Source organism: Acinetobacter sp. Tol 5 (assembly GCF_019702905.1).
Lineage (GTDB): Bacteria > Pseudomonadota > Gammaproteobacteria > Pseudomonadales > Moraxellaceae > Acinetobacter > Acinetobacter bereziniae.
This window is the reverse complement of the sequence record NZ_AP024708.1, coordinates 3,553,881-3,568,411: the sequence shown is the minus strand read 5'-3', so window position 1 is coordinate 3,568,411 and position 14,531 is coordinate 3,553,881. Positions and strand designations below refer to the sequence as shown.

The 14,531-nt window shown below is 36.7% G+C and carries 14 protein-coding genes; 7 read left to right on the top strand and 7 right to left on the bottom strand.

What is annotated here, in order from left to right:
* Positions 1 to 25 precede the first annotated feature (25 nt).
* Positions 26 to 937: a polyprenyl synthetase family protein gene (locus TOL5_RS16660; RefSeq protein ID WP_199995792.1), complete on the top strand. Its 912-nt coding sequence runs from the start codon at positions 26 to 28 to the stop codon at positions 935 to 937.
* Between the two features lie 103 nt (positions 938 to 1,040).
* On the opposite strand, the gene putP is transcribed toward TOL5_RS16660, so the two are convergent.
* The 5 genes from putP to TOL5_RS16635 form a co-directional block, all read right to left on the bottom strand.
* Positions 1,041 to 2,537 carry a sodium/proline symporter PutP gene (gene putP, locus TOL5_RS16655; RefSeq protein WP_151712802.1) on the bottom strand — a complete coding sequence of 499 codons (1,497 nt, stop codon included), beginning with the start codon at positions 2,535 to 2,537 and terminating at the stop codon, positions 1,041 to 1,043.
* Between the two features lie 184 nt (positions 2,538 to 2,721).
* A complete protein-coding gene (locus tag TOL5_RS16650; RefSeq protein WP_004828156.1) occupies positions 2,722 to 3,576 on the bottom strand; it encodes an SPFH domain-containing protein in 855 nt (284 codons plus the stop codon).
* Positions 3,577 to 3,599: 23 nt separating this feature from the next.
* On the bottom strand, positions 3,600 to 4,064 hold the full coding sequence (locus tag TOL5_RS16645) for an NfeD family protein (RefSeq protein WP_004828157.1): 465 nt from the start codon (positions 4,062 to 4,064) through the stop codon (positions 3,600 to 3,602).
* A gap of 136 nt (positions 4,065 to 4,200) precedes the next feature.
* Positions 4,201 to 5,118 (bottom strand): patatin-like phospholipase family protein, encoded by a 918-nt coding sequence (locus TOL5_RS16640; protein WP_010591294.1) that lies wholly within the window; start codon positions 5,116 to 5,118, stop codon positions 4,201 to 4,203.
* Between the two features lie 59 nt (positions 5,119 to 5,177).
* Entirely contained in the window at positions 5,178 to 5,804 is a 627-nt protein-coding gene (locus TOL5_RS16635; RefSeq protein ID WP_199995791.1) for a 1-acyl-sn-glycerol-3-phosphate acyltransferase, read from the bottom strand.
* A 186-nt stretch (positions 5,805 to 5,990) separates the two neighbouring features.
* On the opposite strand from TOL5_RS16635, the gene TOL5_RS16630 reads away from it, so the two are divergent.
* From TOL5_RS16630 to TOL5_RS16615, 4 genes are all read left to right on the top strand, one after another.
* Positions 5,991 to 7,241 carry an MFS transporter gene (locus tag TOL5_RS16630; protein ID WP_009585644.1) on the top strand — a complete coding sequence of 417 codons (1,251 nt, stop codon included), beginning with the start codon at positions 5,991 to 5,993 and terminating at the stop codon, positions 7,239 to 7,241.
* 465 nt (positions 7,242 to 7,706) lie between these two features.
* A complete protein-coding gene (locus TOL5_RS16625; protein WP_009585616.1) occupies positions 7,707 to 9,368 on the top strand; it encodes a phosphoethanolamine transferase in 1,662 nt (553 codons plus the stop codon).
* 17 nt (positions 9,369 to 9,385) lie between these two features.
* Positions 9,386 to 10,078 carry a DNA-binding response regulator PmrA gene (locus TOL5_RS16620; RefSeq protein ID WP_009585623.1) on the top strand — a complete coding sequence of 231 codons (693 nt, stop codon included), beginning with the start codon at positions 9,386 to 9,388 and terminating at the stop codon, positions 10,076 to 10,078.
* Between the two features lies 1 nt (position 10,079).
* Positions 10,080 to 11,417 carry an ATP-binding protein gene (locus TOL5_RS16615; RefSeq protein WP_009585607.1) on the top strand — a complete coding sequence of 446 codons (1,338 nt, stop codon included), beginning with the start codon at positions 10,080 to 10,082 and terminating at the stop codon, positions 11,415 to 11,417.
* Positions 11,418 to 11,450: 33 nt separating this feature from the next.
* Here the strand turns inward: TOL5_RS16615 and TOL5_RS16610 are convergent, their stop codons facing one another.
* Positions 11,451 to 12,248: a hypothetical protein gene (locus TOL5_RS16610; protein ID WP_009585595.1), complete on the bottom strand. Its 798-nt coding sequence runs from the start codon at positions 12,246 to 12,248 to the stop codon at positions 11,451 to 11,453.
* A gap of 656 nt (positions 12,249 to 12,904) precedes the next feature.
* Here TOL5_RS16610 and TOL5_RS16605 point away from each other — a divergent pair.
* Both TOL5_RS16605 and TOL5_RS16600 read left to right on the top strand, forming a co-directional pair.
* Positions 12,905 to 13,282 carry an IS630 transposase-related protein gene (locus tag TOL5_RS16605; RefSeq protein ID WP_005029849.1) on the top strand — a complete coding sequence of 126 codons (378 nt, stop codon included), beginning with the start codon at positions 12,905 to 12,907 and terminating at the stop codon, positions 13,280 to 13,282.
* Positions 13,279 to 13,827: an IS630 family transposase gene (locus tag TOL5_RS16600; RefSeq protein WP_082179805.1), complete on the top strand. Its 549-nt coding sequence runs from the start codon at positions 13,279 to 13,281 to the stop codon at positions 13,825 to 13,827. Before TOL5_RS16605 ends, TOL5_RS16600 begins: the two co-directional genes overlap by 4 nt.
* 10 nt (positions 13,828 to 13,837) lie before the next feature.
* Here TOL5_RS16600 and TOL5_RS16595 read toward each other — a convergent pair whose 3' ends face one another.
* Complete coding sequence (locus TOL5_RS16595; RefSeq protein ID WP_121774120.1) at positions 13,838 to 14,515, bottom strand: phosphatase PAP2 family protein; 678 nt, start codon at positions 14,513 to 14,515, stop codon at positions 13,838 to 13,840.
* Positions 14,516 to 14,531 lie beyond the last annotated feature (16 nt).

Here is a 14,531-nt window from a genome sequence, read left to right as displayed (position 1 = left end):
AAAAATTGTGCAAAACGAGGCAGATGTGACTTCAATTCCCCATGTAAATGCAGAAATTTTACAACAGGCACAAGTGCAAATTCAGCAAGATTTACAAACAGCTTTAGATGCTTTTTCTTTGCCTGAACCATTAAAATCAGCTGTGCATCATACTGTGATGTTAGGGGGAAAACGGGTTAGACCTGCTTTAAGTTATGCAACATTTCAATTAAAAGCTGATAATCCAAACTTTGCAGCAGTGCGACGAGCAGCAGTGGCAATTGAATTTATACATTGCTATTCATTGGCACATGATGACTTACCTTGCATGGACAATGATTTATTACGTCGTGGACAACCGACATGTCACGTCGCTTTCGGTGAGGACACTGCATTATTGGCAGGTGATATATTGCAATCCATGGCATTCGAGGTTTTAGGAAGTCGGCTTTTCGATCAAGGACAAACAGTAGATCAAGCCATTATTCTCAAGCAAATGCAGATTTTGGCAACAGCCAGTTCAAAAATGGTGTGTGGGCAGGTTTTAGATTTACAGGCTGAAGGCAAACATGTTGATCAGAAACATCTGGAAAATATTCATCGTAATAAGACAGGTGCACTCATTCAAGCAGCAATTATGATGGCTGCTGTGACCATTTTTTCAGGAACGGATCAGGCGATTCCGCAACTGCGTCAGTATGGTCAAGCGATCGGTTTAGCCTTTCAAGTACAAGACGATATCTTAGACGTTATTTCGGATACTGAATCTTTAGGAAAAACGGCAGGCAAAGATGAGCAAGTGGATAAATCAACTTATCCTGCGTTAATGGGTTTGGAAAATGCTCAAATTTATGCGCAACAATTACATGATCAAGCATTTAAAGCACTCGCTTATTTTGGAGAAGATGCCAAAGAGCTCAACCAAATTTCACAATTCCTGCTGGCTCGAAAAAGCTAACGGAAATATTTAAAGAACAAGATCCATCAATACTATAGTCGTGATAATTCAGCGCATATAAAGCATTAAAATTCCCCCTTTATGAAAAGGGGGGGCAATAGGCTTAAACAGATTCTTTGTAAATTGCATCCGCTTTTTCAAAACGTTCAATCATATCTGTTGAAGGTGCTTTGCTGATCAAGCTAAATAAAATAATGGTGATAAAAGAACAAATAAAGCCTGGAATAATTTCATAAATACCAGTTGTTGCAAATACTGGAATATTTTTCCAAAGGATCACTACAAGCGCACCCACAATCATACCTGTAAGAGCGCCAGATAAAGTCATCCGTTTCCAGAAAACAGAAAGAATAATCAATGGACCAAATGCAGCACCAAAACCAGCCCAAGCATAAGCGACTAATCCTAAAACCTTCGCCTCAGGATTACTGGCAAGAACAATAGCAAGAACAGCAATCAGTAAAACCATTAAACGACCTACCCAGACCAGTTCTTTTTGAGATGCAGTCTTACGAATAAATGCTTTGTAAAAATCTTCTGTCAAAGTGCTTGAACACACCAATAACTGGCAACTCAGGGTACTCATGACAGCAGCAAGAATAGCCGCTAAAACGATACCTGCAATCCATGGGTTAAATAGAATTTTAGTTAATTCCATAAATACCGTTTCAGGATTGGCATTGACCGTTGCCGCTAATTCAGGATGCATTTGGAAGTAGGCAATCCCAAAGAAACCGGCAGCAACTGCACCGCCTAGACAAAGTGTCATCCAAGTCATACCAATACGACGTGCATTTGGGATTGATTTCACCGAATCTGCTGCCATAAAGCGAACCAAAATATGAGGTTGCCCAAAATAGCCTAAGCCCCATGCCAAAAGTGAGATGACAGCAATACCACTCAAATCTGCAAATAAACTATAGGCTTGAGGGCGTGCTGCATCTAATGCTGCATTTACTGTAGTCATGTCACCTAAACTGAGTATGGCGACAATCGGGGTCAGTAATAATGCAAAAATCATCAATCCTGCTTGAATGGTATCTGTCCAACTGACAGCAAGAAATCCGCCAATAAATACGTAACTGATTGTCGCAATGGCACTGATCCAAAGTGCCGTACTGTAAGACATGTTGAACATGCTTTCGAATAAACGCGCACCTGCCACCATGCCAGAAGCACAATAGATGGCAAAGAAAATAAGAATCACAACAGCAGACACAACCCTTAAAATCTTTTTATGATCATTAAAGCGATTTGAAAAATAATCGGGAAGTGTAAGTGAGTTATTTTGAATCTCAGTGTGGACACGCAAACGACCTGCAACCAGTAACCAGTTCAGCCAAGCGCCCATGATTAAACCAATGGCGATCCAGATTTCAGATAGACCTGATAAATAAATTGCACCAGGTAAACCCATTAGCAACCAACCGCTCATATCAGATGCACCTGCAGACAATGCAGTAACAAAACTGCCTAAACGACGTCCACCTAAAATATAATCATCAAAACTGGTTGTGGCGCGATAAGCGACTAAGCCAATGATGACCATTGCAACTATATAAAATAGAAAGGTAATTAACGTGGGGTTAAGGGAGCTCATACGATATCCATATACGTGGAAAGATTCAGATTCAAGGTGGAATCTAAAATAACGTGAAATTTAACCACAAATTACAAAAAAATGCTGATCATTTCTTATACGTTAAAACAGAGTGCTAAATTTCGAAGGCAAAAAAATAGGTAACCTTAAGATTACCTATTTTGACTTTGGGGGATGAGGGGGGTTAATTGTTTCTGCCCATAACACCACGAATGGTATTCATGATGTCGGCTGGCAACACAACTGTTTTAGCATTATTAGATTTCGCCATATCTTGCATCGCTTTTACATATTGCTCACCAAGTAGATAGGCAACAGGAACTTCTTTGTCACCAACGGCAGAGGTGACCATTTCAATCGCACGTTGAGATGATTCAGCAAGAACAACTTGTGCTTCTGCATCACGACGAGATGCTTCTAAACGACCATCTGCTTCTAAAATAGCAGCTTGTTTTTCACCATCTGCTTTAGTCACTGTTGCTCGACGTTGACGTTCAGCAGCAGCTTGAGCCTCCATGGCAGCTTGCATGGTATGAGAGGGTTGAATATCCTGAATTTCTACAGTTTTGAGGGTAATTCCCCAATCTGAAATATCATCTGAAATCGCTGCTTTTAATTTTGCTTTGATGTGATCACGCGAAGACAAAGCATCATCTAAATCCATTTCACCAACGATTGAACGGAGTGAAGTTTGTACAAGATTTTGAATTGCCCATGTATAGTTTTCAATACCATAGACTGCTTTCTCAGGTGTCGTCAGGTTGATATATGCAACAGCATTCATCACCAAAACAGCATTATCACGAGTAATAACTTCTTGTGATGGGATATCTAAAACGATATCTTTGGTTGTGACTTTATAAGCAACTTCATCGACATAAGGGATGACGAAGTTTAAGCCAGGGCTTAAAGTAGAATGATATTTACCTAAACGTTGTACAATCCATTTGTAACCTTGAGGGACAATACGAACCCCCTTAAAAATGGTTACAGCAACGAATACAAATAAGACTAAAACAACAATAGAACCAAAACCCATTTAATTTTCCTCTTTATTCTTCATTATTGAGATGATGAATGTAGCTGTACAACTAAATCATTACCTAAAATATCTGTCACACGTACACGGTCACCCACTTGTACAGGTGATAGGGTACGGCAGTTCCATTCATCAGAACCTAAAACAGGCATCGGAAAGCGCACGCGAATCTGATCATGACTGAGTCCAGTTTGAATGACCATACCGGTTTGTCCAATCGTTGCTTCACGCGGAAGCCCAGCTTTGGTTTTATCTATAGAAAGTGGTTTGACGAATTTAAACCAAGCGACAGTACAGATGATGGATAAGATAATCCAACACACGACTTGTAAGGCAAAGCTCATACTTGGAAACAGCCAAAACAAAATACTGACCACAACTGCAGCGATACCAAACCACAAGGCAGCAAATGCAGGTAGAATAAGTTCAGATAAGATCAGCAATATGCCAAGTACAAACCAATGCCACGGTTCAAAAATAAAGTCCATAATCTACCCTGGTGATTATCATTGGTATAGATGACGAATCATCTCTACCAATGTAGCAGATCATTTTAATACTGCATATAAAAACGTATTTATTCTTATATTCAATTAGGATGAAGCGAAGTATTTCATGATCCAGTTAAAACTTTGCTCGTGGCGCAGGTTTTAAAGCAGCAGGGGATTTTTTAAAGTTTGAGATCGCATTCTGAATTGCAATAATTTTACCCTGTGCGGCTTTTTCACCTTCTAAAATTGCCTGATTACTTGATTTAAGGTCAAGTGTTCCTAAATGCCCAACTTTAGGTTGTATCACAATATTGGCTTGAGCCAATTCATTGTTGATACTTTGTTGCCCCATGATATTAATGGTTTGATCTAATAATCCCCACATATTCATTGGCTGACTACCACTCGGTCGAGCAGAAATATCAACAGCGATGACAATATCCGCGCCCATATCACGCGCAGTTTGTACTGGAATTGGACTTACTAAGCCCCCATCAACATATTTGGTGTTTCCAATTGTCGCTGGCACAAATACATTGGGAATACTACAAGAAGCACGGACAGCCTGACCTGCATTGCCCTTAATAAACTCTGCTTTCTTGCCGTTGTCTAAACGAGTTGCGACAGCTGCAAAACGAATCGGAAACTGTTCGATCGGTTTATTGGCGACATTGCGATTAACATAATCTTGTAGTTTTTGACCAAGCACGATGCCTTGGCTATTTAAAGTTAAATCACGTAAGTCAGATTCTTTTAATTGTTGGGCAATTTGTTGCATTTGATAAGGGGTTTTACCACTGGCATAGATGCTACCAACAAAGCTCCCTGCACTGGTGCCTGTTACAATTTTTGGCTTTATCCCATGAGATTCTAAAACCTTAAGTACACCAATATGAGCAAAACCTTTTGCACCGCCGCCGCCAAGTGCAATGGCAATAACAGGTTCACGAGCCTTAATTGCTGTGGTTTGGGTTGGAGTTTTTGCTGTCTTGTCACAGCCAACGAGGGCTAGACCCAATAAGCCTATAAAACCAAGTTGTTTAACACGCATGGGAATTACTTTTGTCAAAAATATATGCTGCACATCTGAACAGATTGCATCTTTTTTTTCTAGCCATTTTTCCATAGTTTTTGTAAAGGAAGTGATAATAAATGCGGACGTTTAGGTGAAAAGTTTCCTTTAAAACGCGCTAAAATATCATCTAAATCTTTGTCATAGTCACCTGTAGGTTGTAGTGTGCCTAAGCAATGAATACGTTTTTTCTCATAATCTAATGAAAAGACAGCAATTGGAATATCCGCACCCATGGCGATATGATAAAAACCGCTTTTAATCTTTTCTGCTCTTTTTCGGGTGCCCTCAGGCGCAATTGCAATCCAGATTTTTTCCTGTTGTTGAATCACTTTGATAATTTGCTGTGTCAGCCCATGTGGAGAGTCGCGATGAACGGGAATAACACCAATCCACTCAAAAAGAGATTTCAATGGTGTTTTAAACAGGCTGTCTTTGCCAAAAATGGTGACTTTAACACCAATCCCTAACATCGCAAGAAAGGCATATAAACCATCATAGTTTGATGTATGGGGAGCAATAAACACCACGGCTTTAGGTAAGTTCGGAAACTCACCCTCAAAACCCCAGCCTTGAACCAAGTAAAGGTTTTTAAATATATTGCGACTGGTGGCATTGCCACGCTGGGGCACTTGATCGGGTATATTGGGAAAATTCTGTGACATCGTATTTTTATGTGACTGCTCTTGTATTGGTATTCATTTTTTGCTTAATACAACATAGACATCCATCCATTGGATATCCGCAAAATGTAAATATTACAAAATTTGCAAATTAAAGCAATATATCAAATTTAAAGTGTTCAATCATTGCAGGTGAGTCAATGTTGATGATTCTTGAGTCGAGTTAGCATGCCATATCATTATTTATTGTTATTCTCTTTATACTGGGCTCAAGGTTTACCTGTGGGATTTATGACTCATGCGTTGCCAGTGATCTTACGTGCTCAAGGCGTGTCATTGGCTCATATTGGTGGTTTTGGACTGTTAATGGCACCATGGGCAATTAAAATTTTATGGGCACCTTTGGTGGATCGTTATGGACATCACCAAGCAGGGCATTATCGTAGTTGGATTATTCCCACCCAGATTTTAACCATTGTCATTCTGGTTATTTTATCTTTCTTACCGATTCAATCTTTAAATGAACCACGGTTTTTATTTCTGTTTTTTATTGCATTGCTGTGTATGAATAGCATCGGTGCAACTCAAGATATTGCTACTGACGGTTTGGCAGTAAGAATATTAAAAGAAGAACAGCAACATTTTGGTAATATGTTTCAGGTTATTGGTTCTCGCCTAGGGTTTATTGTAGGTGGTGGAGCAATTTTATGGGCAATGGATTGGCTCAGTTGGCAGATGACTTTTCTTATTTTGGCCGCTATCGTTGCTTGCAATACACTGCCAATTTGGTTTTATCAAGAACCTGAACATCTACGTATTGCCAGCAAAAAGACATCACATCAAACAAATATAGATCGCTTTGAATGGTTTAGAGATTATTTAAGGTATTTCTTTGAAAATAAAGAATTAACAGCATGGTTTTTTGTACTTTGCACAATCAAAGTTACAGATGGATTTGCAGGTCCAATCACTAAACCGTTATTGGTTGATTTGAAATTGAGCCTTTCTCAAATTGGTATTTACATTACAATGCTGGGCGCATTTTCTGCACTATGCGGCGCTGGGTTGGCAGGATTGTTTTTAAAGAAAATAAAACGTCATCAAGCCTTATTGTTATTTTCTGTCTTGAAATTAATCAGTTTAGCAGGTTTCGTTTGGTTGGCAGTTTTATATGAACAAGCCGTTCCTGTTGCGCCGTGGATAATTTATCTGATTAATGCTTTAGAAGACATGTTTGCTGCAATGTTATTGGTGGTGATTTTAACCTTGGTGATGCAGTATAGCCGAAGCGAATATGCTGGAACTGATTTTACTTTTCAAGTTTCAATCATGGCAAGCATCAGTGGAGTCCTATATACAGTAAGTGGAATGATTGGAGATCAACTGGGGTATTTAAAATTCTTAAGTTTAATTTTACTTGTAGGTATGTTTTGTTTAATTCCAATTATATATTGGATGAGAAATATGTATGAAAAGTAATATTATTTAGATAAACAGTATTATTCTCGATTAAGATATTGATTATTGTTTTAAATTTTCTTATTTTAAAATGAATTTAAATATCAACTTAAACAATAGCATTTTATTTATGATTTAGAGGTCATTATTTTACATTACATTTAGATAAGACAAAAATTACTTTTTTGTCAATTTTAAAAGTATAGAAATTAATTCCTGTATGATTTTTTTATTGGCTCATTCTTTTGACACCGAAGAATGAGCCAATCCAAATTGAATGGGCAGAATTGATTATCTATTAGGTTATAAAATAATATGTAACAACCATTATAAATATTTATTCTAGTTTGAATTTCTCAAATAATGAGAAATTTTAAGGGATTAAAATTTGAGATTAATGCTGTTAGGTACTCAAAGAATGCTTTTAAGTTCAATTTAAGCTTCATTTTTTAACTTAAGGTCATTGAAGAGAGTATTGCTACAGTAATGTCTAATTTAATACAACGTATCAAACAACGAGAAGTCTCCATTTCCCTCACGGCCTTTAATTTTATTGTTGCAGTCTGGTTAGGGCTATGCCTGAACTTTGGTTTTCTGGGCAAAGTTCAAGCGCTTACTCCTTATCAAGGTATAAAAGCCCAGCTCTTTTTGATTGCTACAGCTTTAGTATTGATTGCTTTATACAATCTATTACTACAGCTCTTAGATTGGAAATGGACCGCAAAATTCTTTGCAATCATTCTGGTATTTATTGGTGGTTTTAGTGCCTATTTTGTCAATTCATTGGGTGTGATAATTTCACCTGATCAAATTCAGAACATGGCACAAACTGATTCTGGTGAAGTTGCAGACTTGCTCTCTTTTCAATTTTTTGCATGGACCGTTAGCTTTGTTATTTTACCTATTCTTTTGATTTTATGGATCCGTATTAAACCAGAAAAAATAAGCAAGATTGTGCTTTTTAAAGGGCTTAATATTGTGGGTTCTTTAGCTGTTATTGGTGGATTATTATTTGTATTCTATGTCGATTATGCAGCTATTTTTCGTGAGCATCGTGATCTAAAAGGTATGATTTCACCTCAAAATACAGTGGCTTCAACGCTTTCATATTTCCATAAAAAAGCACCTAAAAAGAATTTGCCTTTGATTCGTTATGGTGAAGATGCACATATCGTTGAGGATATTGCTTTACAGCATAAACCCAAATTGATGGTTTTGGTGGTGGGTGAAACAGCACGCGCAGAAAGTTTCGCGTTAAACGGTTATGCTAAAAATACCAATCCCGAACTATCTAAGCAGGCGAATATTATTAATTTTTCTCAAGTTAGTTCATGTGGTACTGCAACAGCTGTATCAGTACCTTGTATGTTTTCAGGTATGCCACGTGTAAATTATGATGAGCAACTTGCGAGTCACCGAGAAGGATTATTGGATATTGCACAACGTGCAGGGTATAAGGTGACTTGGATTGATAATAATTCAGGCTGTAAAGGTACCTGTGATCGTGTTGAGAAGTTTGTTATTCCTCAAGAATTAGAAAAGAAATGGTGTCAAGGTGGTGAGTGTCTAGATGGTATTTTGGTTGATAGTTTAAATGTATATCTCAAGCAATTACCTAAAGATGACAAACAGCCTCATTTGATTGTTTTACACCAAATGGGCAGTCATGGACCAGCTTATTACAAGCGTGCGCCGAATGAATTTAAGAAATTTAAACCAACCTGTGAAAGCAATGCGATTCAAGGGTGCTCTTCAACTGAATTAATCAACACTTATGATAATTCGATTGTCTATACTGACCATATTTTGAATCAAGTGATTGAAAGCTTAAAGCAGCAAGACAACTATCGAACTGGTTTCTGGTATTTGTCTGATCATGGTGAGTCTACAGGTGAGCGTGGCATGTATTTGCATGGCGCACCTTATGCAATTGCGCCTACTCAACAGACTCATGTCCCGATGTTCATGTGGTTTTCAGAGAACTGGAAAGCTGCATCTGCAAAACAAATTAATTGTTTAACTCAACAAAAAGCAGCAAAATTGAGTCAAGATAATTTATTTCCAAGTCTTTTGAGTTTATTGAATATTCAAACTCAGGTGATTGATCAAAAGAACAATATGTTGCACCAATGTGCAGTGAACAGTTGATTGAAAGGACATAGAGCATGACCAAAATTTTAATGATAGAAGATGATTTTATGATCGCAGAATCATCGAAAACATTGTTGAAATACCAAGGCTTTGATGTTGAATGGGTCAATAATGGCTTAGATGGTTTAAAACTCATCTCAGAAAAACAATTTGATTTGGTTTTACTCGATTTAGGCTTACCAATGATGGACGGAATGCAAGTTTTAAAGCAAATTCGTCAACGTTCAGGTTTACCTGTACTGATTATTTCAGCACGTGATCAATTACAAAATCGTGTTGATGGTTTAAACCAAGGTGCAGATGATTACTTGATTAAACCTTATGAATTTGATGAGCTGGTAGCGCGTATTCATGCATTATTACGCCGTTCTGGAGATGCTACAAAAGAGGTGATGGGGCAGTCATCGAATCTGTTAAAGAATGGTGAGATTGTTTTAGATGTTGAACAACATATCGCAACATTGAAAGGTGAACCAGTTGAGCTGTCTAATCGAGAATGGGCAATTTTGATTCCACTGATGACGCATCCCAATAAAATATTTTCTAAAGCAAATTTAGAAGATAAATTGTATGCTTTTGATAGTGAAATCAACAGCAATACGATTGAAGTTTATGTTCATCACATCCGTTCAAAATTAGGTAAAGATATTATTCGTACAATTCGTGGTTTAGGCTATCGTTTGGGGCAAGCACATAAAGCAGAATAATATGGGAACTGCATTTTCTCTAAGAAAGCGTTTAATTCGTTATACCTCTATCTTTAGTATTTTATTGGGCTGCGTATTAATTTTTTCAGCTTATAAAATTTCTTTAGAAGAAATTAATGAAATTCTTGATGCACAAATGGTTTATTTGGCGGAGCGGGTTGAACTTAACCCTCGACCTATTCAAAGCCATTTTGATGAGCATAAGCGCTATCATGAGGAGGATCTATTTATAGATGTGTGGTCTTATGCAAACCCTCAACAGGTTCCAAACACCCCTCATCATGTGATTATTGAGCCTAAGCAGAAAGCTGGGTTTTATAGTCAAGAGACCGCAAATGGGACATGGATTACCTATATTTTACCGACAGCGAACTTTCAGATTCAAATTAGTCAACAGGAAAAAGTCAGAGAGCATTTGGCTTTAGAACTTGCAGGAAGCATGTTTTTGCCTTATTTGTTGATTATTCCATTTGCTTTATTGGGCTTGGTCTATATTATTCGCCGCAGCTTAAAGCCTTTAGAGGACTTTAAATCTGAATTGGCAAAGCGTGATTCTAACTCGTTGGTGGCGATTCAAAATGCACATTATCCAGAAGAATTATTGCCTACCATTCAGGAAATGAATCATTTATTTGAGCGGATTTCTGAAGCACAACAAGAGCAGCGGCAATTTGTAGCAGATGCTGCGCATGAACTGCGAACTCCCATAACAGCATTGAATTTACAAACTAAAATTTTAATGAGCCAATTTCCTGAAGAGGAAAATCTAAAAAACCTCAGTAAAGGTTTAGCACGTATGCAGCATTTAGTGACGCAGTTACTTGCTTTGGCGAAACAAGACGCTTCGCTGAATCATGAAGTGCAGGTCACACAATTTAAACTGAATGATGTTGCACTCAATTGCGTCGAGCAATTGATGAATCTAGCGATGGAAAAAGATATTGATTTGGGTTTTATACGTAATGAAACTGTTGTGTTAAAAAGTGTCGAACATAGCCTTCATTCAATTATTTTTAATTTAATTGATAATGCAATTAAATATACACCTGTCTCAGGAATGATTAATATTTCAGTCTTTGCTGATATCCATGATTTTGCTTATGTTTTAATTGAAGACAGTGGTCCAGGCATAGATACAGAGATGTATGATAAAGTGTTAAAACGTTTTTATCGTGTGCATCATCACTTAGAGGTGGGAAGTGGTTTAGGTTTGTCGATCGTAGATAAAGCCATACAGCATTTGGGTGGCGAGCTATTACTTTCTCGCAGCGAGGAATTAGGCGGTTTAAGTGTTTTGGTTAAAGTACCTGTTCAACTCAATATTAAACCTATCGAATAATCTCAAATTCCTCAATAAATGAACCATGTCCTTTTAAATCAAAGGAAGTGGTTCATTCTTTTTCATATACTGGAAAAATGTCAGGCATTTATGCATTCTTCGCCCATCACTCCCTAATTTTTCTAAACTAAAATTTGCAACCCAATTGAGTTTGTTCCCAATTCGACAGATTTCATTATATTTCGATTTGCATGGGTAGATTTCAGCAATAAAAATATCACACGCTTGTGCAATTTCATCATCATTGAAACGGAATGCTGTTGAAAAAATAAAACATAACCAATCACGAATTTGGCAAGTTTCTAGATCTAGCATTTCGCCTGGGTCTGTTTCAAAGTCGATAAAAGTAAATTCTTTGTGGTGATTGACTAAAATATTGCGCGCAAAAGCTTCGCTGAGATAACTTCCTTTCTGGTGAACTGCTTGAATTGCTGAAATTGCTTCACGAAAGAATTCTAATTTTTTCGCTGTATTGCCCTCCATTCTAATCAATGCTTGGTCAAGTTGCATGACCTGATCACCAGCGTCTTCAATCAATAGACCTTGAGAGCAATTCGCTAAAATCTGAGGTGTGGGAATACCTAATGACTGTAACTCAGTGAGACGATGAACTTCACAATAAATTGACTTACTTCCACCATAGTTAGGAATTGGAGTTAAAGCTTCAATATTAAGAATGTGTGCAACCCATTTTAATGGCATATAAATCCATGCAGAGTGTCGTTCTGAAGCTTTTTTAAGCCACACTTTGCTGTTATCCAATTGATAAGGTTGGATATTTGAGTCTTGAGCTTTAAGGGTATTACGGAGAAATTTAGAAAAATTACTCATATTTACACGCATAACATTACTAAATTGTTTTGAGTATAATCAAAATATATTAAATTGTAAAAATTAAGATTAGTTTAATAATTTAATATTTAAATTTTGTAAAATCTCAGCCTTTTGAATTATTCATTTGATCTCGTTCATTAATTAAAATGATCGTATCTAATGAACTTTATGGTTTTTATACAAATTACTAGAAACCTTAGGGAGTCTCTATTTTATATTGTTGAGTTATAGACGGTCTTTCTATAATGGTGATATAGATGTTGCTATGTTGAATAAGGAGCGTGAACAAAACAAAGTACTGTTTTGTTTGCAGCGCAAGAATGCCGTTGAACAAAAAATGGTTGAGAAAAGTGAAGCATCACCTACGCAAATTTATTTAAACTTTAGCTGTAAAGTGTGAAAATGAAAGTTTAAAATCTTTCAATAATATTTTTATCACATTGATTTTATTGATTAAGAAAAATTATATTTTACTCAATGCGTTTTAACAGATTGACTATAATGTATAAAGACTCAAATTTATGATGATTTAGAACAGCCAAAGAGTCATCCTGCGACCTTAAACCTATAACGAAAAGTTGTTATTGGATAGCGGTTCTATAGCTAAATATATAAAGTTTGCTACACTATAAAAAACCTTACTGACTGCTGTTATGCCTAAGCCATACTCCAATGATCTTCGATACAAAGCTCTAGACTACTACAAAGAATGCCAGAATAAGTCTAAAACATGTACTGTTTTTAAGATTGCAAGAACGACTTTAGATCTCTGGATTCAGCTCGAACATCTCCAAGGAAATGCGAATAGACCACATCCCGAAAAAGCAGGTCGACCCTATAAAATTAAAGACCTAAAGGCTTTCAAAATCTTTGTTGAAACAACATCATTTTCACAGGCTAAAGATCTGGTGCCATTATTTGAGCAAAGATTTGGTTATTCCGTCAGCTATGCCAATATCTTATTTGCTTTAAAAAAGCTGGGATGGAGTTATAAAAAAAGAGTTTTCTCTACAGACAAGCCTGCAAAATAGGACGAGCAGTATTCCAATGGTTCCTGCCACAATGGAAACAGCAATATGGTGAAGAGTATATTTTATACATTGATGAATCAGGTATAAATACCAATGAGGTTGCTGAATATGGTTGGTCTGAGAAAGGAAAACGTTGTCGTGCATTAAGAACAGGTGGGCATGGAAGTAGACTAAATATAATCAGTGCTGTTCGATCAAGTGCAACGTTTAAATTCATTGCTCCCCTAATTTTTAAGGGCTCATGTGATCGCAATACTTTTACTGGCTGGCTTGAATATTTACTCAAAGATCTAACAAGAGATAAAAATGGTCAGCCTCAAAAATATTTACTAATTTTAGATAATGCTTCTATTCACAAAGGTCGAAAAATTGAGGAATTGGCTCGCCAGTACAATGCTAGGCTGATGTATTTGCCTGCTTATAGTCCAGACCTCAATCCAATTGAAAAAGCTTGGTCTATACTAAAAAGAAAAGTCAGACATATTGTTAGCCAACAACAGAAAACTATTCTTGAGGCTTTAGATATTGGGTTTAATCAAATGTAGCATAGTTTATTTAACTAGCTATAAATTTATTATAGAAAATACGATAGACCAATAAATTAAACGTATAAATAATCCAACCTGTCCAAAGATTATGGCTAAGGAAATGTGCTCCACGCATCATTTGTCCCCAACCTGTAATAAAGCCAAGAACAAGCCCTAAACATAAGAAAAAATAGGCGATTTTAGGATTCGATTTTCTAAAAACAAAAAATCCTGTGAGTAGTGAAAAACCTGTACTTGCATGACCACCTGGAAAACAATGACCTTGGGTTGCAGAAAAATCCCAAACATAACCAAATGCAGTAGATTCAGTCATCGACCATGGACATGCATGTGCTGAGTGTGATTTTAATAATCCAATCAAAACAGTAGATAAAACACTGACCCAAAATAAATAACCAAGTTGCCATTTAAAGGCTTTGAGTTGATCAAACTTAAAAGAAGCAATCCATGAGAGTAGGATAATGACAAAAAAACCAATGACCAAATGTTTAATCAATTTGTGATTGATTTCTACTAAAAACCAGTTATTTTTTAATGGAAAATTTCCAGCAGAATCTATCCAAGGGTGGATTAACTGCATATCAATTGCACCACCAACTGGGAACATGAATAATAATATTAAAAATAGTATTCCCAATAATAAACTGTTTTTTAAAAAGAATTTATGCGACTCTAAAAAAGGCATGAAAAGGATCACTCAG

Excerpts from the sequence above, each read along its gene's own strand:
- putP (WP_151712802.1), bottom strand. The coding sequence starts at position 2,537 with ATGAGCTCCCTTAACCCCACGTTAATTACCTTTCTATTTTATATAGTT.
- TOL5_RS16650 (WP_004828156.1), bottom strand. The coding sequence starts at position 3,576 with ATGGGTTTTGGTTCTATTGTTGTTTTAGTCTTATTTGTATTCGTTGCT.
- TOL5_RS16645 (WP_004828157.1), bottom strand. The coding sequence starts at position 4,064 with ATGGACTTTATTTTTGAACCGTGGCATTGGTTTGTACTTGGCATATTG.
- TOL5_RS16640 (WP_010591294.1), bottom strand. The coding sequence starts at position 5,118 with ATGCGTGTTAAACAACTTGGTTTTATAGGCTTATTGGGTCTAGCCCTC.
- TOL5_RS16635 (WP_199995791.1), bottom strand. The coding sequence starts at position 5,804 with ATGTCACAGAATTTTCCCAATATACCCGATCAAGTGCCCCAGCGTGGC.
- TOL5_RS16630 (WP_009585644.1), top strand. The coding sequence starts at position 5,991 with ATGCCATATCATTATTTATTGTTATTCTCTTTATACTGGGCTCAAGGT.
- TOL5_RS16625 (WP_009585616.1), top strand. The coding sequence starts at position 7,707 with ATGTCTAATTTAATACAACGTATCAAACAACGAGAAGTCTCCATTTCC.
- TOL5_RS16620 (WP_009585623.1), top strand. The coding sequence starts at position 9,386 with ATGACCAAAATTTTAATGATAGAAGATGATTTTATGATCGCAGAATCA.
- TOL5_RS16615 (WP_009585607.1), top strand. The coding sequence starts at position 10,080 with ATGGGAACTGCATTTTCTCTAAGAAAGCGTTTAATTCGTTATACCTCT.
- TOL5_RS16610 (WP_009585595.1), bottom strand. The coding sequence starts at position 12,248 with ATGAGTAATTTTTCTAAATTTCTCCGTAATACCCTTAAAGCTCAAGAC.
- TOL5_RS16605 (WP_005029849.1), top strand. The coding sequence starts at position 12,905 with ATGCCTAAGCCATACTCCAATGATCTTCGATACAAAGCTCTAGACTAC.
- TOL5_RS16595 (WP_121774120.1), bottom strand. The coding sequence starts at position 14,515 with ATGCCTTTTTTAGAGTCGCATAAATTCTTTTTAAAAAACAGTTTATTA.